The following is a 19,336-nucleotide window of genomic DNA, read 5'->3' on the forward strand; positions in this document are numbered from 1 at the left end:
GCCGATGGCAGAGGCTCAGGTCCGCAACTTCAACATCAATTTCGGTCCGCAGCATCCGGCGGCGCACGGCGTGCTGCGCCTGGTGCTGGAGCTGGACGGCGAGGTGGTGACGCGCGTCGATCCGCATATCGGTCTGCTGCATCGCGGCACCGAGAAGCTGATCGAGCACAAGACCTACCTGCAGGCGGTGCCCTATTTCGACCGGCTCGACTATGTCGCGCCGATGAACCAGGAGCATGCCTTCGCGCTGGCGGTCGAGAAGATGCTCGGCATCACCGTGCCCAAGCGCGGCCAGCTCATCCGCGTGCTCTATTCGGAGATCGGCCGGATCCTGTCGCATCTGCTGAACGTGACGACGCAGGCGCTCGACGTCGGCGCGCTGACCCCGCCGCTGTGGGGCTTCGAGCCGCGCGAGGAGCTGATGGTGTTCTATGAGCGGGCCTGCGGCGCGCGCATGCATGCCGCCTATGTGCGGCCGGGCGGCGTGCACCAGGACCTGCCGAAGGAGCTGCTCGACGACATCTGGGACTTCTGCGATCCGTTCCTGCAGTCGCTGGACGATATCGAGGGCCTGTTGACCGACAACCGCATCTTCAAGCAGCGCAACGTCGATATCGGCGTCGTGTCGCTTGAGGACGCCTGGGCGCGGGGCTTTTCCGGCGTCATGGTGCGCGGCTCGGGCGCGGCCTGGGACCTGCGCAAGGCGCAGCCCTATGAGTGCTATGCCGAACTCGATTTCGACATCCCGATCGGCAAGAACGGCGACTGCTACGACCGCTATCTGATCCGCATGGAAGAGATGCGCCAGTCGGTGCGGCTGATGAAGCAGTGCCTGGAGAAGCTGACGGTGGAAAAGGGGCCGGTGTCGTCGGTCGACGGCAAGGTGGTTCCGCCCAAGCGCGGCGAGATGAAGCGCTCGATGGAAGCGCTGATCCACCACTTCAAGCTCTACACGGAAGGTTACCGCGTGCCGGAAGGCGAGGTCTATGCGGCCGTCGAGGCGCCGAAGGGCGAGTTCGGCGTCTATCTCGTCGCCGACGGCAGCAACAAGCCCTATCGCTGCAAGATCAAGGCCCCCGGCTTTGCCCATCTGCAGGCGATGGATTTCATGTGCCGTGGACACCAGTTGGCCGACGTGTCGGCGGTGCTCGGCTCCCTCGACATCGTGTTCGGAGAGGTTGACCGGTAATGGCCGTTCGTCGCCTTCACCCTGAGCAGCCCGCGAGCTTCGCCTTCACGGCGGCCAATCTGGAATGGGCCAGGAAGATCATCGCGCGCTATCCCGACGGCCGGCAGGCCTCGGCGGTGATCCCGCTGCTGTGGCGGGCGCAGGAACAGCATGACGGCTGGTTGCCCGAGCCGGCGATCCGCTATGTCGCCGAAATGCTCGGCATGCCGGACATCCGCGTGCTGGAGGTTGCGACCTTCTACACGATGTTCCAGCTCGCCCCGGTCGGCAAGAAGGCGCATATCCAGGTCTGCGGCACGACGCCGTGCCAGTTGCGCGGCGCCGAAGACCTGATCCGGGTGTGCAAGTCGAAGATCGCCGCCCATGCGCATGAGCTGTCGGCGGATGGCGATTTCTCCTGGGAAGAGGTCGAGTGCCTTGGCGCCTGCGTCAACGCGCCGATGGTGCAGATCTTCAAGGACACCTACGAGGACCTGACGCCGGAGAGTCTGGAACAGCTCATCGACGACATTTCCGCCGGGCGCGAGGTGACGCCGGGTCCGCAGAACGGCCGCCGCTTCGGCGCGCCGGAGGGCGGCGCGACGACGCTGACCGGCCTTGCCGACACGACCCGCGGCGGCGATCCGCTGCCGCATGTGGTCAAGGGCGCCGAGGTGGCCTCGCATGCCTTTGCCGGCGCCTCGATCAATGCCGGCGGCAGCGACTATAACGGCGTTCCGGGCGCGGCCGAGGCGACCAGCCCCAGCACCAAGGCGCCGGCTCCCCGGCCCGGCAAGCCCGCCGATCTCGCCAAGCCCGAGGCCAAGCCCGAGATCGTGACGACGCTTCCGCGCGTGCCGGCCGATGATCCGGGACCCAAGCCGATGGAGGCGGGACGGCCCGTCTCCGCCGTCAAGGACCACGAGAGCCCGCAGACCAGCCTCGACCTTGCCGGCGGCACCGCCGGCGAGACGCGGCCCGAACTGCTGGAAGGCGCGCGCGGCGGCGCGGCCGACAATCTGAAGCGGATCAAGGGCGTCGGCCCGAAGATCGAGGGCATCCTCAACGAGCTCGGCGTCTATCATTTCGACCAGATCGCCGCCTGGACCGAGGAGAACAAGGCCTGGGTCGACACACGGCTGAGGTTCAAGGGGCGTATCGACCGCGAGGACTGGATCGCCCAGGCCAAGATCCTGGCGGCCGGCGGCGAAACCGAGTTCTCCAGGCGCGCCGGCAACGGCGATGCGCCGACCAACGAGTCGTAAGGGAAGGGGATCGCGATGCTGAAGGATCAGGACCGGATCTTCACCAATATCTACGGGCTGCACGACTGGGGCCTCGACGGCGCGCGCCAGCGCGGCCACTGGGACGGCACCAAGGGCCTCATCGACAAGGGTCGCGACTGGATCATCAACGAGATGAAGACGTCGGGCCTGCGCGGGCGCGGCGGCGCCGGCTTCCCGACCGGACTCAAGTGGTCGTTCATGCCGAAGGAGTCGGACGGGCGTCCGGCCTATCTCGTCGTCAATGCGGACGAGTCGGAGCCGGGCACCTGCAAGGACCGCGAGATCCTGCGCCATGACCCGCACACCCTGGTCGAGGGCTGTCTGATCGCCGGCTACGCGATGGGCGCCATCGCCGCCTATATCTATGTGCGCGGCGAGTTCATCCGCGAGCGCGAGCGCCTGCAGGCGGCGATCGACCAGGCCTATGAGGCCGGGCTGATCGGCAAGAACAACAAGAACGGCTACGACTTCGACATCTATGTCCATCACGGCGCCGGCGCCTATATCTGCGGCGAGGAAACCGCGCTGCTGGAGAGCCTGGAGGGCAAGAAGGGCCAGCCGCGGCTGAAGCCGCCGTTCCCGGCCAATGTCGGCCTCTACGGCTGCCCGACGACGGTGAACAATGTCGAGTCGATCGCCGTTGCCCCGACGATCCTGCGCCGGGGTGCCGCCTGGTTCGCCGGGCTCGGCAAGCCGAACAATGCCGGCACCAAGCTGTTCTGCGTCTCCGGCCACGTCAACCGTCCCTGCACGGTCGAGGAGGAGATGGGCATTCCCTTCCGCGAGCTGATCGAGCGCCATTGCGGCGGCATTCGCGGCGGCTGGGACAACCTGCTCGCAGTGATCCCCGGCGGCTCGTCGGTGCCTTGCGTGACGGCCGAGAACATCATCGACTGTCCGATGGACTTCGACAGCCTGCGCGGGCTCGGTTCGGGCCTCGGCACGGCGGCGGTGATCGTGATGGACCGCTCCACCGACATCATCAAGGCGATTGCCCGGCTCTCCTATTTCTACAAGCACGAGAGCTGCGGCCAGTGCACCCCGTGCCGCGAGGGCACGGGCTGGATGTGGCGGGTGATGGAGCGGATGGTGGCGGGCAACGCCTCCAAGGAAGAGATCGACATGCTCTTCGACGTCACCAAGCAGGTGGAAGGCCATACGATCTGTGCCCTCGGCGATGCGGCCGCCTGGCCGATCCAGGGATTGATCAAGAACTTCCGCCCGGTGATCGAAGAGCGCATCGACCAGTATGTGGCCAAGAGCCGCAAGCCGGCGCAGTCGCTGGCGGCGGCACAGTAAGGCGGCCGTAGAGATGGCCGCGGAAAACAGAACGACACGTTCGCGCGCATCAAGGGCGCTGCGGGCAAGCCGCGAGGGCAGCAAGGCATGAACAAGACGATCTTTGTCGACGGCAAGGAGATCGAGGTTCCGCAGGACTACACGCTGCTGCAGGCTTGCGAGGCGGCGGGTGCCGAGGTGCCGCGCTTCTGTTTCCACGACCGGCTGTCGATCGCCGGCAACTGTCGCATGTGCCTGGTCGAGGTGAAGGGCGGGCCGCCGAAGCCGGTCGCCTCCTGCGCCATGAACGTGCGCGACCTGCGCCCGGGCCCGAACGGCGAGCCGCCGGAGGTCTTCACCAAGACCCCGATGGTCAAGAAGGCCCGCGAGGGCGTGATGGAGTTCCTGCTGATCAACCATCCGCTCGACTGCCCGATCTGCGATCAGGGCGGCGAGTGCGACCTGCAGGACCAGGCGATGGCCTATGGCGTCGATTCCTCGCGCTATGCGGAGAACAAGCGCGCCGTCGAGGACAAGTATATCGGCCCGCTGGTGAAGACGATCATGACGCGCTGCATCCATTGCACGCGCTGCGTCCGCTTCACCACGGAGGTCTGCGGCGTCGCCGATCTCGGCCTGATCGGCCGGGGCGAGGACGCGGAGATCACCTCCTACCTGGAACAGGCGCTGTCCTCGGAGATGCAGGGCAACGTCGTTGACCTGTGCCCGGTCGGCGCGCTGACCCACAAGCCCTATGCCTTCCAGGCCCGGCCCTGGGAGCTGAAGAAGACCGAGAGCATCGACGTGATGGACGCGGTCGGCTCGGCGATCCGCGTCGACACCCGCGGCCGCGAGGTCATGCGCGTGCTGCCGCGTCTCAACGAGGCGGTCAACGAGGAGTGGATCTCCGACAAGACCCGCTACATCTGGGACGGGCTGAAGACCCAGCGCCTCGACCGCCCCTATGTGCGCGTCGACGGCCGGCTGCGGCCGGCAAGCTGGGGCGAGGCCTTCGCGGCCATCTCCGCCAAGGTCAAGGCGTCGAGCCCGGACAAGCTTGCGGCGATCGCCGGGGATCTCGCCAGCGTCGAGGAAATGTTCGCGCTGAAGAGCCTGATGAGCGCGCTCGGCTCGGCCAATCTCGACTGCCGCCAGGACGGCGCGGCGCTGGATCCGGCGCTCGGCCGGTCCTCCTACCTGTTCAACGCGACGATCGAGGGCATCGAGGACGCGGACGCGGTGCTGATCATCGGCTCCAACCCGCGGCTCGAGGCGCCGGTGCTGAATTCGCGCATCCGCAAGCGCATGCGCATGGGCCCGCTGCCCGTCGGCGTCATCGGCCAGCCGGCCGACCTGACCTATCCGGCGACCTATCTGGGCGCCGGCGCCGAGACGCTGGTGGATCTGGCGGCCGGCAAGCACGGCTTTGCCAAGGTTCTCAAGGACGCCGAACGTCCGCTGATCATCGTCGGCCAGGGCGCGCTGTCGCGCGCCGATGGCGCTGCCGTGCTGTCGGCGGCGGCCGCGCTGGCGCAGTCGGTCGGCGCGGTCGGGCCCGACTGGAACGGCTTCTCGGTTCTGCACACGGCGGCGGCGCGCGTCGGCGGCCTCGACATCGGCTTCGTGCCGGGCGAGGGCGGCAAGGGCACGGCGGCGATCCAGCAGGCGGCCGGCGAGGGCGCGATGGACGTCGTGGTCCTGCTCGGCGCCGACGAGATGGATATGGGCGCCTTTGGCGGGGCCTTCGTCGTCTATATCGGCACCCATGGCGACCGCGGCGCGCATCGCGCCGACGTGATCCTGCCGGGGGCGGCCTATACCGAGAAGTCGGGCACCTTCGTCAACACGGAAGGGCGCGTGCAGCTCGGCGAGCGTGCCGCCTTCCCGCCGGGCGAGGCGCGCGAGGACTGGGCGATCCTGCGGGCGCTGTCGGCCCAGCTTGGCGCGGCGCTGCCGTTCGATTCGCTCGAGGAACTGCGCAAGGCGCTCTATGCGGCGCATCCGCTGATGGCCGGCATCGACGCCATCGACAGCGATGGCGGCGAGGGCACCGCGAAGGCGGCCGCGCTCGGCGGCAAGATGACCGGCGAGGCGTTCCAGCCGGCGGTCACCGACTTCTACCTTACCAATCCGATCGCGCGGGCCTCCGCGACGATGGCCGAGTGTTCGGCCCTCGCCAAGGCACGCGCGGCAGAGGCCGCGGAGTAAACGGGGGCAATGATGGCGGACTTCTGGGCGGATTACCTCTTCCCGCTGATCATCATGGTGGCACAGAGCCTGCTGCTCTTGGTCGCGCTGCTGCTGATCGTGGCCTATATCCTGTATGCCGACCGCAAGATCTGGGCGGCGGTGCAGATCCGGCGCGGCCCGAACGTGGTCGGCCCCTGGGGCCTGCTGCAGTCCTTCGCCGACCTTTTGAAATTCGTGCTGAAGGAGCCGGTGATCCCGGCCGGCGCCAACAAGGGCCTGTTCCTGCTGGCGCCGCTGGTCACGGTGACGCTGGCGCTGACCGCCTGGGCGGTGGTGCCGGTCGCTGAAGGCTGGGTGATCGCCGACATCAATGTCGGCATCCTGTTCATCCTCGCGATCTCCTCGCTCGGCGTCTACGGCATCATCATCGGCGGCTGGGCCTCGAACTCGAAATATCCGTTCCTGTCGGCGCTGCGCTCGGCGGCGCAGATGGTCTCCTACGAGGTGTCGATCGGCTTCGTCATCGTGACGGTGCTCCTGTGCGTCGGCTCGCTGAACCTTTCGGACATCGTCCGGGCGCAGGAAACCGGCCTTGCCAGCGCGCTCGGCGTGCCGTGGCTGGCCTTCCTGAACTGGTACTGGCTGCCGCTGTTCCCGATGTTCGTGATCTTCTTCATCTCGGCGCTGGCGGAGACCAACCGGCCGCCGTTCGACCTTGCCGAGGCCGAGTCCGAGCTGGTCGCCGGCTTCATGGTCGAGTACGGCTCCACGCCCTACATGATGTTCATGCTCGGCGAGTATGTGTCGATCGCGCTGATGTGCGCGCTGACGACCATCCTGTTCATGGGCGGCTGGCTGCCGCCGCTGGACTTCGCGCCGTTCACCTGGGTGCCGGGCTTCGTCTGGTTCCTGCTGAAGTCGCTGCTGGTGTTCTTCATGTTCGCGATGGTCAAGGCGATGGTCCCGCGCTACCGCTACGACCAGTTGATGCGCCTTGGCTGGAAGGTGTTCCTGCCGCTGTCGCTGGCCATGGTGTTCATCGTCGCGGCGGTGCTGATGGCGATGGGCTGGGCGCCGACCGGCGCGTAAGCGCCGGCCACGGCCTAGGTAGGGGGAGGGCGGGATGTCGGTCTCGATTGCCGGACTGATCGGTGCCGCCATCGGCCTCTATGTGGGCTGGATCGACTACAAGATCGTTGTCGGCGTGTTGCGGGCGGCGGCGGAGCGACAGAAGCGGCAGCAGGGCGGGCGCGACAGCCTGCTCGGCCGCTACATGGGCCAGATCCAGATCCTGGTGATGGCCTTCTCGCTGGTCGGGTTTCCGGTGGTCGGATACCTCGCCGGCAGCGCGCTCGCCGGATAGGCGGGCGAAAGTTTCGAGCCGGCGGCCGATGGGCGGCATGCCGGCACAGTTCAAGGATTTGGCCGCTCGCGGTCCGCGCCTTTGCGAAAGGCTCGCGGGACCGATGCGGGGCCAGAGGAAAACGTAACCACGGGGCTCGACGCCATGGCACTGCAACAGGCGGCAAAATCGCTTCTGCTGAAGGAGTTCGTCTCGGCCTTCTTCCTGGCGATGCGCTACTTCTTCAAGCCGAAGCCGACGATCAACTACCCGTTCGAGAAGGGGCCGGTGAGCCCGCGCTTCCGCGGCGAGCACGCGCTGCGCCGCTATCCGAACGGCGAGGAGCGCTGCATCGCCTGCAAGCTGTGCGAGGCGATCTGCCCGGCGCAGGCGATCACCATCGAGGCCGGCCCGCGCCGCAACGACGGCACGCGGCGCACGACCCGTTACGATATCGACATGGTCAAGTGCATCTATTGCGGCTTCTGCCAGGAGGCCTGTCCGGTGGATGCCATCGTCGAGGGACCGAACTTCGAGTTCGCCACCGAGACGCGCGAGGAACTCTACTACGACAAGGACAAGCTGCTGGCGAACGGCGACCGTTGGGAGCGGGAGATCGCCAGCAACATCGCGATGGACGCGCCTTATCGCTGAGGCGCGGGGAGTGGACGGCGCGCGGCCCGTGGTCTAAGACGAGGCCGACCCGCGCCGGACACGCCATTCAACTGGAGCCGCGAAGCGGCTGCGACTTAAACGGGGACGACGGGGGCACACCGCGACATGGTCCTGCAAGCCATCTTCTTCTATCTCTTCGCCACGGTTGCCGTGGCGTCGGCCTTCATGGTCATCGCCTCGCGCAATCCGGTCCACTCCGTCCTGTTCCTGATTCTCGCCTTCTTCAACGCCGCCGGCCTGTTCATCCTGCTCGGGGCCGAGTTCCTGGCGATGCTGCTGATCGTCGTCTATGTCGGCGCGGTGATGGTGCTGTTCCTGTTCGTGGTGATGATGCTCGACGTCGATTTCGTCGAGATGCGCCAGGGCTTCCTGCAATACATGCCGGTGGGCGGGCTGATCGGGCTGATCCTGCTGGCCGAGCTGCTGTTCGTGCTCGGCGCCTGGGTGATCTCGCCGGAGATCGCCGGCACCGCGGCGGCGCCCGCGCCGCTGCCCGCCGACATGTCGAACATCCGCGCCCTCGGCGAGCTGATCTACACCCGCTACATCCTGTTCTTCCAGACGGCCGGCCTGATCCTGCTGGTGGCGATGATCGGCGCCATCGTGCTGACGCTGCACCACAGGAAGGGCGTCAAGCGGCAGGACATCTCGGCGCAGGTCGGCCGCACGCGCGAGGCGTCGGTCGAGGTGCGCAAGGTCGAAACCGGCAAGGGGATCTGAGGATCCCGCCACTCGCATTCACGGTGCGCGCCCGCCCGGGCCGCGCGCCGAAGGTCTCACTCGGGGGAGCATCACGAGGCGCCCATGGAAATCGGTCTGTCACACTATCTGGCGGTCGCCGCGATTCTGTTCACCATCGGAATCTTCGGCATCTTCCTGAACCGCAAGAACGTGATCGTCATCCTGATGTCGGTGGAGCTCCTGCTGCTCTCCGTCAACATCAACCTGGTCGCCTTCTCGGCGTTCCTCGGCGATCTGGTCGGGCAGGTCTTCGCGCTGCTGGTGCTGACCGTCGCCGCCGCCGAGGCGGCCATCGGCCTTGCGATCCTGGTGGTGTTCTACCGCAACCGCGGCTCGATCGCGGTTGAAGACGTCAACATGATGAAGGGGTAAGGGCAGGATGTACCAGCTTATCGTCTTTCTGCCCCTGATCGGCTTCCTGATCGCCGGCCTGTTCGGCCGGATGATCGGCGCCAAGGCGAGCGAATACATCACCTCCGGCCTGCTGATCGTCGCGGCGATCCTGTCGTGGATCGGCTTCATCTCCATCGGCTACGGCGACACCGCCGTGGTCAAGGAACCGGTGATGCGCTGGATGACCTCCGGCGCGCTGGACGTGGAGTGGACGATCCGCGTCGACACCCTGACCGCCGTCATGCTGGTGGTGGTCAACACGGTGTCGGCGCTCGTGCATGTCTACTCCATCGGCTACATGCACCACGATCCGCACCGGCCGCGCTTCTTCGCCTATCTGTCGCTGTTCACCTTCGCGATGCTGACGCTGGTGACCTCCGACAACCTGCTGCAGATGTTCTTCGGCTGGGAGGGCGTCGGCCTTGCCTCCTATCTGCTGATCGGCTTCTGGTACCAGAAGCCCTCGGCGAACGCGGCGGCGATGAAGGCCTTCATCGTCAACCGCGTCGGCGACTTCGGCTTCATCCTCGGCATCTTCGGCATCTTCGTCCTGTTCAATTCCACCGATTACGACGCGATCTTCGCCAATGCCCAGGGCTTCGCCGCCGGCGAGCCGCAGGTGGTGCTGAGCTTCCTCGGCTATCAGCTCACCCAGGACACGGCGCTGACCGTCACCTGCCTGCTGCTGTTCATGGGCGCCATGGGCAAGTCGGCGCAGTTCCTGCTGCACACCTGGCTGCCGGACGCGATGGAGGGCCCGACGCCGGTCTCCGCGCTGATCCACGCCGCCACCATGGTGACGGCGGGCGTGTTCATGGTGGCGCGCCTGTCGCCGGTGTTCGAACTGTCGCACACCGCGCTGACCGTCGTGACCTTCTTCGGCGCGACGACGGCGTTCTTCGCGGCGACCGTCGGCCTCGTCCAGAACGACATCAAGCGGGTGATCGCCTATTCGACCTGCTCGCAGCTCGGCTATATGTTCGTCGCGCTCGGCGTCGGGGCCTATTCGATCGCGATCTTCCACCTGTTCACGCATGCCTTCTTCAAGGCGCTGCTGTTCCTCGGCGCCGGCTCGGTGATCCATGCCGTGTCGAACGAGCAGGACATGCGCAAGATGGGCGGCCTCGCCAAGCACATCCCGCTGACCTACTGGATGATGGTGATCGGCACGCTGGCGCTGACCGGCTTCCCGCTGACCGCCGGCTTCTTCTCCAAGGACGGCGTCATCGAGGCGGCCTATGTCGGCCACAACGCCTTCGCCCAGTACGGCTTCTGGCTGACGGTCGTGGCGGCGGGCCTGACCTCGTTCTACTCCTGGCGCCTGGCCTTCATGACCTTCCACGGCAAGCCGCGCGCCTCCGTCGACGTGATGAAGCATGTGCACGAGAGCCCGCTGGTGATGACCGTGCCCCTGATGATCCTCGCGGTCGGCGCGGTGTTCGCGGGCCTTGTCTTCGCCGGCGTGTTCATGGGCGATGGCTACGAGGGCTTCTGGAAGGGGGCGCTGTTCACGTCCGAGGAGAACCACATCCTGCACGACATCCACGAGGTGCCGCTGTGGGTGAAGGCTTCGCCCTTCGTGATGATGGTCGGCGGGTTCGCCGTCGCCTGGCTGTTCTACATCCGCTCGCCGGAGATCCCGCGGCGGCTCGCCGAGCGTCACGACGGCCTGTACCGCTTCCTCTTGAACAAGTGGTACTTCGACGAGCTCTATGACGTGATCTTCGTCCGGCCCGCCATGTGGCTCGGTCGCCAGCTCTGGAAGAAGGGCGACGAGGCGACGATCGACCGGCTCGGGCCGGACGGCATCGCTGCCCGGGTCCAGGATGTCAGTTCCTGGGCCGTGCGCCTGCAGACCGGGTATCTCTATCACTACGCATTCGCCATGCTGATCGGCGTCGCCGCGCTGATCACCTGGTCCATGTTCTCCGTCGGGGGCGCTCACTGATGAGCAACTGGCCGCTTCTTTCGATCACGACCTTCCTTCCGCTGGTCGGCGTCTTCTTCATCCTGCTGGTCCGCGGCGAGGACGTGGGGGCGAAGGAGAACATGCGCCGCGTGGCGCTGATCACCACCGTGTTCACCTTCATCGTGTCGCTGTTCATCTGGGGCGGCTTCGACAAGGGCAATCCGGGCTTCCAGTTCCAGGAGAGCGGCGAGTGGCTCGGCGGCAGCATCGGCTACCGCATGGGCGTCGACGGCATTTCCATGCTGTTCGTCATCCTCACCACCTTCCTGATGCCCTTCTGCATCCTGGCGAGCTGGCAGAGCGTGCAGTTGCGCGTGAAGGAATACATGGTCGCCTTCCTGGTGCTGGAAACGCTGATGATCGGCGTGTTCTGCGCGCTGGACCTGGTGATGTTCTATGTGTTCTTCGAGGCCAGCCTGATCCCGATGTTCCTGATCATCGGCGTGTGGGGCGGCAAGCGGCGCGTCTATGCCAGCTACAAGTTCTTCCTCTACACGCTGCTCGGCTCGGTGCTGATGCTGATCGCGCTGATGGCGATGTACTGGGATGCCGGCACCACCGATATCCCGACGCTGATGGCGCACGGCTTCCCCGGAAGCATGCAGACCTGGCTGTGGCTGGCCTTCTTCGCCTCCTTCGCGGTGAAGATGCCGATGTGGCCGGTGCACACCTGGCTGCCGGATGCGCATGTGGAGGCGCCGACGGCCGGCTCGGTCATCCTGGCGGCGATCCTGCTGAAGATGGGCGGCTACGGCTTCCTGCGGTTCTCGCTGCCGATGTTCCCGCTGGCGAGCGAGATGTTCGCGCCGCTGGTGTTCACGCTGTCCGTCGTGGCGATCGTCTACACCTCGCTGGTGGCGCTCGCCCAGGAGGACATCAAGAAGCTGATCGCCTATTCCTCGGTGGCGCACATGGGCTATGTCACCATGGGCATCTTCACCATGACCGAGCAGGGCGTGCAGGGCGCGCTGTTCCAGATGCTGTCGCACGGCATCGTCTCCGGCGCGCTGTTCCTGTGCGTCGGCGTCATCTATGACCGCATGCACACCCGCGACATCTCCGCCTATGGCGGCCTGGTCAACCGGATGCCGTTCTACGCGGTGGCCTTCCTGATCTTCACCATGGCCAATGTCGGCCTGCCGGGCACCAGCGGCTTCGTCGGCGAGTTCCTGACGCTGATGGGCGCGTTCCAGGTCAACACCTGGGTGGCGCTGCTGGCGACCTCCGGCGTCATCCTGTCGGCCGCCTATGCGCTCTACCTCTACCGGCGCGTGGTGTTCGGCGCGCTCGACAAGGAGAGCCTGAAGTCGATCACCGACCTGACGTTGCGCGAGAAGGTGATCCTGGTTCCGATGATCATCCTGACCATCCTGTTCGGCTTCTATCCCTCGCCGATCCTGGATGCCACGGCCGCCTCGGTGGGGGCGCTCGTGACGAAATACCACGCCGCGATCGAGGCGGCCCACTCGACCGCCATGCTGGTGCAGTAAGGTCCCGAGGACGAAAGACGCCATGACCGCCTATTCCCAACTCCCGGATCTGTCGCCCGCGCTGCCGGAGCTGTTCCTCGCCGCAGGTGCGCTGGCGCTCTTGATGATCGGCGTGTTCGGTGGCCGCAGGATCACGCCTTACGTGACCGCGCTGTCGGTGGCGCTGCTGGCGGTGGCGGCGCTGCCGCTGCTGCTGCCCGCGCAGTTCGGCATCACCGCGACGACCACCTTCCACGGCGCCTTCGTGCTGGACGGCTTCGCCCGCTATCTCAAGCTGCTGACGCTGGTCGGCTCGGGCTTCGCCATCGCCATGTCGGTGGCCTTCGCCCGCAACGAGAATTTCGAGCGCTTCGAGTATCCGGTGCTGATCGTGCTGTCGACGCTCGGCATGATGCTGATGCTGTCGGCCAACGACCTGATCACGCTCTATCTCGGCCTCGAACTGTCGTCGCTGGCGCTCTATGTGATCGCCGCCTTCAACCGCGACAGCGTCCGCTCCACCGAGGCGGGCCTGAAATATTTCGTCCTCGGCTCGGTCTCCTCCGGCATGCTGCTCTACGGCATGTCGCTGGTCTACGGCTTCACCGGCCAGACCGGCTTTGCCGCCATCGCCGCGGCCATCGCAGCGCAGGGCGGCTCCTCGCTCGGCCTGATCTTCGGCCTCGTCTTCATCCTGGCCGGCCTTGCCTTCAAGATCTCGGCGGTGCCGTTCCACATGTGGACGCCGGACGTCTACGAGGGCGCGCCGACGCCGGTCACCGCCTTCTTCGCGGCGGCGCCGAAGATCGCCGCCATGGGCCTCCTGACCCGCGTCGTCATCGAGGCGTTCGAGCCGGTGACCCGCGACTGGCAGCAGATCGTCGTCTTCATCTCCATCGCCTCGATGGCGCTCGGCGCCTTCGCCGCGATCGGCCAGAAGAATATCAAGCGGCTGATGGCCTATTCCTCGATCAGCCATATGGGCTTCGCGCTGGTCGGCCTTGCCGCCGGATCGCGGGCCGGCGTCGAGGGTGTCATGATCTACATGACCGCCTATCTGGTGATGACGCTCGGCGCCTTCGCCTGCATCCTGTCGATGCGGCGCAAGGAGGGCATGGTCGAGGAGATTTCCGACCTTGCCGGCCTGTCGCGCACCAACCTGCCGATGGCGGTGCTGCTCGGCATCCTGATGTTCTCGCTGGCCGGCATTCCGCCGTTCATCGGCTTCTTCGCCAAGTTCTACGTGTTCCTGGCGGCGGTCGAGGCGGGGCTCTATCCGCTGGCGGTGATCGGTGTTCTCGCCTCGGTGGTGGGTGCCTATTACTACCTGCGCATCTTCAAGGTGATGTTCTTCGACGAGCCGGCGCGCCAGTTCCTGCCGATGCCGGTGGAGCTGAAGTTCACCCTCGGCCTGTCGACCGCCTTCGTGGTGCTGTTCATCGTCTTTGCCGGACCGGTGGTGGAGATGGTCGGCGCGGCGGCGGGGACGCTGTTCTGAGCATGCTCGCCTTCGACGGCCGGGTTCGCGAGGTTGCCGGCGTCGCGGGATACCGCGTTGCCGCCCATGCGGAGCTTGGGTCGACCAACAGCGCGGCCCTGGCCGCGGCAGGCGAGGGCGATCCGGGAAACCTCTGGGTCCTTGCCGGCCGCCAGACCTCGGGCCGGGGCCGGCGGGCGCGGCCCTGGGTGTCCGAGCCGGGCAATCTCTATGCCTCGCTGCTGACCATCGATCCGATGCCGGCGGAGCGCATCGGCCAGTTTCCGCTGGTCGCAGCGCTGGCGCTTGCCGACGCGGTCGACGCGATGACCGGCTCCTATGGGCTGGTCCGGCTGAAGTGGCCGAACGACCTTTTGGTGGACGGGGCCAAGATCTCCGGCATCCTGCTTGAGGCGACACTGCTTGCGGACGGGCGGCGTGCGGTGGTATGCGGCTTCGGGCTCAACCTTGCGCATCATCCGGAGCTGCCGGACTACAAGGCGGCGAACCTTGCCGGGCTCGGCTTTCCGGTCCGCCTCGAGCGGGCCTTCGCCGCGCTCGCGGCGAGCGTCGAGCGCTACATGATGCGCTGGCGCGAGGAGCCGTTCTCGCTGTGCCTCGACGACTGGCGCCGCCGGGCTGTCGGCATCGGCGCGCCGATCCGGGTGCGGCTGGAGGACCGGGAGCTCAACGGGATTTTCGCCGGGCTCGACCCGGACGGGCGGCTGGTGCTGGAAGCCGGCGACACGAGGCAGACGATCGCCGCCGGCGACGTCTTCTTCGATGGCGCGGCGCTTCGCACCTCCGCCGCCGGCAGAACGGCCGGCTGACGACGAGATTGCAGGCGGGCCTGTCGCGGAAGCCCTGCCGGTGAACTGTCCCGCGAGACCAGGCTGTCCGCATCCGGCGGATGGTCCATATCGGCATTTTGGAAGACCGGCGGCAGGCGCGGATCCGCAAGGATGACGGCTGCCTGTCCGGTCTGGACAGGAGTATGGAATGGCGGCCAAAAAGGCGGCAGACCCCAACGAACTCGTTTTTGTCGCGCTCGGCGGTCTCGGCGAGATCGGCATGAACATGGCGCTTTACGGCTTCGGGCCGGCCCATGATCGCCGCTGGCTGATGGTCGACTGCGGCGTCACCTTTGCCGGGCCGGACCTTCCCGGCGTCGACATCGTCGTGCCGGACATCCGCTTCATCGAGGAAGAGCTCGACCGGCTCGACGGCATCGTCATCACCCACGCGCATGAGGACCATTACGGCGCCATCGTGCATCTGTGGCCGCGGCTGAAGGCGCCGCTCTACATGACCGCCTTCACGGCGGCTCTGCTGGAGGCGAAGGCGGCAAGCGAGCCGGGCGCCGGCAAGATCCCGGTGACGGTGGTGGAGCAGGGCGCGCGGGTGGAGATCGGCCCGTTCGAGGTCGAGTTCGTCGCCATGTCGCACTCGATCCCTGAGCCCTGCGCGCTGGCGATCCGCAGCCCGGCCGGCACGGTGCTGCATTCGGGCGACTGGAAGATCGACCCGACACCGGGCATCGGCAAGCCGATCGATACCGAGCGGCTCGCCGAGATCGGCCGCGAGGGCGTCGTCGCACTGATCTGCGACAGCACCAATGCGCCGCGCGAGGGATCGAGCCCGAGCGAGGCGGATGTCGCCAAGGACCTCGCCAGGGTGATCCGCAAGGCCAAGCGCCGCGTCGCGGTGACCACCTTTGCCTCGAACGTCGCGCGCATCCGCTCGGTGGCACTCGCCGCGAAGGCGGCCGAGCGGGACGTCGTCGTGATGGGCCGCTCGATGCATAGGACCATCGAGGTCTCGCGCGAACTCGGCTATCTCGACGACCTGCCAGCCTTTCTCTCGGAAGATGCCTATGGCTACCTGCCGCCGGAGCGGGTGGTGCTGCTGCTGACCGGCAGCCAGGGCGAGGAGCGGGCAGCGCTTGCCCGCATCGCCGCCGGCGACCATCGCAACGTGGCGCTGTCGAAGGGCGACACGGTGATCTTCTCCTCGCGCACGATCCCCGGCAACGAGAAGGCGGTGGGGGCGATCGCCAACCGGCTGGCCGAGGCGGAGGTGGAGATCGTCACCGACCGCGACGCGCTCGTCCATGTGTCCGGCCATCCGCGCCAGGACGAACTGGTCCAGCTCTACGACCTGGTCAAGCCGAAGGCGCTGATTCCCGCCCATGGCGAGGCGGTGCACCTGAAGGCGCACCGGGACCTGGCGTTGCGCCACGGCATCAAGAACACGCTGATCGCCCGCAACGGCGACATTGTCCGGCTGGCGCCGGGCAAGCTGACGGTGGTGGACGAGGTGCCGACCGGCATCACGGTCAAGGACGGGCTGCTCTATGGCGACCCGGAGGAGATGGGCGTCAACGAGCGGCGCAAGCTGTCCTTCGCCGGCGCCGTCACCGTCTGCGTCGTGATCGATGCCAAGGGCACGCTGATCGGCGAGCCGATGGTGTCGCTGTTCGGCCTGCCGGAGACCGACCGCGACGGCGACGACCTTGAGGACATCGTCATCGACGAGGTGATGTCGGCGCTGGACAGCATTCCGAAGAACCGGCGCAAGGACGACGATCTCGTCGCCGAGGCGGCGCGGCGGGCGGCGCGCGCGGCGGTGCGCGACTGCTGGGGCAAGAAGCCGCTGACCGAGGCGCTGGTTCAGCGCGTGTGACCAATTGACGGGTGGCGGGCGCGCCCGCCATGCGTCATGAGTGACGCAGCCGGCCGGTTGGCCGGCGCTCGTCTGTCGTGGAGGGAAGCTGATGATCGGACGCCTGAACCATGTGGCCATCGCCGTGCCGGACCTTGCGGCGGCGACCGCCACCTATCGCGACACGCTGGGCGCGCGGGTGTCGCAGCCGCAGGCCGAGCCGGACCACGGCGTGACGGTGGTGTTCATCGAACTGCCCAACACCAAGATCGAGCTGCTGGCAGCGCTCGGCGACAACTCGCCGATTAATGCCTTCCTGGAGCGCAACCCCTCCGGCGGCATCCATCATGTCTGCTACGAGGTGGAGGACATTCTCGCCGCCCGCGACCGGCTGGTGGAAAAGGGGGCGCGGGTGCTCGGCACGGGCGAGCCGAAGATCGGCGCCCATGGCAAGCCGGTGCTGTTCCTGCATCCGAAGGATTTCAATGGTACGCTGGTGGAGCTGGAGCAGGTCTGACGACCGGCCGGCGCCGCGACGGCAACAGATCTTCGAAAAGGCAAGACGGTGTCTCTGGTATCCTCGCTCGCGATCTATTTCGTCATCTGGTGGATCATCCTCTTCGCGATCCTGCCGATCGGCGTGGTGACGCAGGAGGAGGCCGGAGAGGTGTCGCCGGGCACCGTGTCCAGCGCTCCGATGCGGCCGCAGCTTCTGCGCAAGGCCTTGATCACCACCGCCGTGGCGGCGGTGGTCTTCGCCGCCTTCTACTGGCTGAAGGTCTATTCCGGCATGACGCTGGACGATCTTCCGTTCAAGCCGCCAAGCAGCCGGTGACGGCGGCGCGGGCGCTGGCGCGGCAGGCGGCCATCCCGGCCATAGGGCCGGCGGCTCTTCAGCGCGATGGCGACGACGAGTTCGCGTTCGCAGTCCGGAATCAGCAGGGCCTTCTGCTCGCGGGTCAGGCGGGCGAGGTCGCGGTTGCCGAATCTGCGCGCGGCCAGTCCCTTGGCGAGCCGGATCTGGTCGTGGCGCCCCAGCTTCAACAGCAACTGGTCGAAACGCCAGTCGATCGACCAGCCCGACTGCGCGGGCGTCTTGTCGTGCGGATCCCCAAACAGCATTGACGCGCTCCCTCGGGGCGGCGACTCCAGGGGTAAGGCGAAACCGGTCCGCGAACCGGCTGCCTTTCCGCGCCCTGACTGCCTGCGCCCTGACTGTCGGGGCCCTGACTGTCGAGGCTCTCAGTTCGAGCCCTGTTCTTGCCCTCGAATATCGATGTTCGACGGCCGATACCGCGGGGGTGTTGCGGAGATCGGTGCGCCGGCTTGTCTATTTTCTATCTTCGGTTGCAGGGCGTGATCGCATCGTTATGACGCGGGGGACGAGGAAGGCGGACTGCGGCGCGCGTGCGGCTTGTCAGGCGCGCCGGACCCCGGTAAGGAACCGCATGAGGAGTTCCGGGCTCGGCGATACGGGCGTTGAGGCCGCTGGCGTGCCGCAAGCGGGCCGGCCCGACAATGCGAAGAGGCGTGCAATGGGCGATTACGAGCAGGTCCGCACCCATATGGTGGACAACCAGCTACGGACCAACGACGTCACCGACCTGCGGGTTCTTGACGCCATGGAGAGCGTGCCGCGCGAACGCTTCGTGCCGGCCTCCCGGCGCTGCATCGCCTATAGCGACCAGGACGTCCTCGTTGCCGGCGAGGGGAGCGCAAGCCGCTACCTGATGAAGCCGCATGTCTTCGGCAAGCTGGTGCAGCTCGCCGCCGTCCAGCCTGGCGAAGTCGTGTTGTGCGTCGGCTGCGGCACCGGCTACAGCGTCGCGGTCTTCGCGCAACTGGCGGGCTCCGTGGTCGGCCTCGAATCGGACGGCGCGGTCGCGGCGGCCGCGTCCGAACTGCTGGTCGAACTCGGGATCGAGAACGCCGCGGTGATCGAGGGCGACCTCGTCAAGGGCGGCGCTTCCGAGGGGCCCTATGACGTGATCTTCGTCGACGGCGCCATCGAGGTGCTGCCGGAGGCGCTGACGGCGCAGCTCAAGGATGGCGGCCGGCTGGTGGCGGTGCGCGGCCTTGGCGGCGCGGGCCAGGCCGAGCTCCATGTCCGCTCCGGCGATGCGGTTTCCGGGCGCTTCGCCTTCAATGCCTCGGCCCGGCTGCTGCCCGGCTTCGCGCGGGAGAAGACTTTCGTGTTCTGACGGGGTTCTACCGACCTTCGCGAGCAGTCTGAGGCCGCGCCGGACGGATGTCCGCGCGGCCTTTTCGTTTGCAGCTTTCCCTTGCCGCCTTTTCCCTTGCCGCCTTTTCCCTTGCCCCCTTTTCCCTTGCCCCTGCGTGATTTTCCGGCACATGTGTTGCCAAGAGGTCGCATTCGGCCGCGAATGCGCCTTTCGTTACTTTTCGGCGGTTGTGTCGCGCCGGACTGGAGATAACAGTACACATCCGACTGACGACTGGCGCGAAAGGTCAGATGATCGGTCTGCCTTGGCTCGCCTGCTGCGGGAGGGGCTGACGGGTGCAGGACCGGAAGCGACGGCGGCACGACGGCCGACGACAGAAACGGCAATAAAAACAAGAACAACAACAGAAGATGACTGAGGCCGGAACACCAGCGGCCGCAACGAACGGGGATCGATAAGCGACGCAGGCCCATGGGGCCGGAACGTCGCGGATCCCGACAGGCA

At 66.8% G+C, this 19,336-nt stretch carries 18 protein-coding genes; 17 read left to right on the forward strand and 1 reads right to left on the reverse strand.

Annotated features, from left to right (window positions below; all coding sequences use genetic code 11):
* Window positions 1–4: 4 nt before the first annotated feature.
* From TSB10P1A_RS10810 to TSB10P1A_RS10885, 16 genes are all read left to right on the forward strand, one after another.
* Complete coding sequence (locus TSB10P1A_RS10810; RefSeq protein WP_186387939.1) at window positions 5–1,189, forward strand: NADH-quinone oxidoreductase subunit D; 1,185 nt, start codon at window positions 5–7, stop codon at window positions 1,187–1,189.
* Complete coding sequence (nuoE, locus tag TSB10P1A_RS10815) at window positions 1,189–2,433, forward strand: NADH-quinone oxidoreductase subunit NuoE (RefSeq protein ID WP_186387940.1); 1,245 nt, start codon at window positions 1,189–1,191, stop codon at window positions 2,431–2,433. The genes TSB10P1A_RS10810 and nuoE overlap by 1 nt, the downstream gene beginning before the upstream one ends.
* Before the next feature lie 15 nt (window positions 2,434–2,448).
* Window positions 2,449–3,753, forward strand: coding sequence for an NADH-quinone oxidoreductase subunit NuoF (gene nuoF, locus TSB10P1A_RS10820; protein ID WP_186387941.1), 1,305 nt, complete (start codon window positions 2,449–2,451; stop codon window positions 3,751–3,753).
* A gap of 87 nt (window positions 3,754–3,840) precedes the next feature.
* On the forward strand, window positions 3,841–5,940 hold the full coding sequence (gene nuoG, locus TSB10P1A_RS10825; protein WP_186387942.1) for an NADH-quinone oxidoreductase subunit NuoG: 2,100 nt from the start codon (window positions 3,841–3,843) through the stop codon (window positions 5,938–5,940).
* 12 nt (window positions 5,941–5,952) lie between these two features.
* The gene (nuoH, locus tag TSB10P1A_RS10830; protein ID WP_186388036.1) at window positions 5,953–7,011 is read left to right on the forward strand and encodes an NADH-quinone oxidoreductase subunit NuoH; all 1,059 of its coding nucleotides are present in this window, start codon (window positions 5,953–5,955) and stop codon (window positions 7,009–7,011) included.
* Window positions 7,012–7,045: 34 nt separating this feature from the next.
* Window positions 7,046–7,285: a hypothetical protein gene (locus tag TSB10P1A_RS10835; protein WP_186387943.1), complete on the forward strand. Its 240-nt coding sequence runs from the start codon at window positions 7,046–7,048 to the stop codon at window positions 7,283–7,285.
* Between the two features lie 144 nt (window positions 7,286–7,429).
* A complete protein-coding gene (gene nuoI / locus TSB10P1A_RS10840) occupies window positions 7,430–7,918 on the forward strand; it encodes an NADH-quinone oxidoreductase subunit NuoI (protein WP_158192388.1) in 489 nt (162 codons plus the stop codon).
* 126 nt (window positions 7,919–8,044) lie between these two features.
* Entirely contained in the window at window positions 8,045–8,659 is a 615-nt protein-coding gene (locus TSB10P1A_RS10845) for an NADH-quinone oxidoreductase subunit J (protein WP_186387944.1), read from the forward strand.
* 84 nt (window positions 8,660–8,743) lie between these two features.
* Window positions 8,744–9,052 carry an NADH-quinone oxidoreductase subunit NuoK gene (gene nuoK, locus TSB10P1A_RS10850; protein WP_067215325.1) on the forward strand — a complete coding sequence of 103 codons (309 nt, stop codon included), beginning with the start codon at window positions 8,744–8,746 and terminating at the stop codon, window positions 9,050–9,052.
* Between the two features lie 7 nt (window positions 9,053–9,059).
* Complete coding sequence (gene nuoL / locus TSB10P1A_RS10855; protein ID WP_186387945.1) at window positions 9,060–11,021, forward strand: NADH-quinone oxidoreductase subunit L; 1,962 nt, start codon at window positions 9,060–9,062, stop codon at window positions 11,019–11,021.
* Complete coding sequence (locus TSB10P1A_RS10860) at window positions 11,021–12,532, forward strand: NADH-quinone oxidoreductase subunit M (RefSeq protein ID WP_186387946.1); 1,512 nt, start codon at window positions 11,021–11,023, stop codon at window positions 12,530–12,532. The genes nuoL and TSB10P1A_RS10860 overlap by 1 nt, the downstream gene beginning before the upstream one ends.
* 22 nt (window positions 12,533–12,554) lie before the next feature.
* Window positions 12,555–14,009: an NADH-quinone oxidoreductase subunit NuoN gene (gene nuoN, locus TSB10P1A_RS10865; RefSeq protein WP_186387947.1), complete on the forward strand. Its 1,455-nt coding sequence runs from the start codon at window positions 12,555–12,557 to the stop codon at window positions 14,007–14,009.
* A gap of 2 nt (window positions 14,010–14,011) precedes the next feature.
* Window positions 14,012–14,818, forward strand: coding sequence for a biotin--[acetyl-CoA-carboxylase] ligase (locus tag TSB10P1A_RS10870; RefSeq protein WP_186387948.1), 807 nt, complete (start codon window positions 14,012–14,014; stop codon window positions 14,816–14,818).
* A gap of 169 nt (window positions 14,819–14,987) precedes the next feature.
* On the forward strand, window positions 14,988–16,670 hold the full coding sequence (locus tag TSB10P1A_RS10875) for a ribonuclease J (protein WP_186387949.1): 1,683 nt from the start codon (window positions 14,988–14,990) through the stop codon (window positions 16,668–16,670).
* Between the two features lie 91 nt (window positions 16,671–16,761).
* Complete coding sequence (mce, locus tag TSB10P1A_RS10880) at window positions 16,762–17,166, forward strand: methylmalonyl-CoA epimerase (RefSeq protein ID WP_186387950.1); 405 nt, start codon at window positions 16,762–16,764, stop codon at window positions 17,164–17,166.
* Window positions 17,167–17,214: 48 nt separating this feature from the next.
* Window positions 17,215–17,484 (forward strand): DUF1467 family protein, encoded by a 270-nt coding sequence (locus TSB10P1A_RS10885; protein WP_186387951.1) that lies wholly within the window; start codon window positions 17,215–17,217, stop codon window positions 17,482–17,484.
* Here TSB10P1A_RS10885 and TSB10P1A_RS10890 read toward each other — a convergent pair.
* Window positions 17,430–17,771, reverse strand: a complete 342-nt coding sequence (locus tag TSB10P1A_RS10890; protein WP_186387952.1) for a hypothetical protein — start codon at window positions 17,769–17,771, stop codon at window positions 17,430–17,432. The two genes, TSB10P1A_RS10885 and TSB10P1A_RS10890, sit on opposite strands and share 55 nt — an antisense overlap.
* Before the next feature lie 413 nt (window positions 17,772–18,184).
* Here TSB10P1A_RS10890 and TSB10P1A_RS10895 point away from each other — a divergent pair, with 413 nt between their 5' ends.
* The gene (locus TSB10P1A_RS10895) at window positions 18,185–18,850 is read left to right on the forward strand and encodes a protein-L-isoaspartate O-methyltransferase (protein WP_186387953.1); all 666 of its coding nucleotides are present in this window, start codon (window positions 18,185–18,187) and stop codon (window positions 18,848–18,850) included.
* The last annotated feature ends 486 nt before the right edge of the window (window positions 18,851–19,336 follow it).

The sequence above is a fragment of the Stappia sp. TSB10P1A genome (genome assembly GCF_900185725.1).
Lineage (GTDB): Bacteria > Pseudomonadota > Alphaproteobacteria > Rhizobiales > Stappiaceae > Stappia.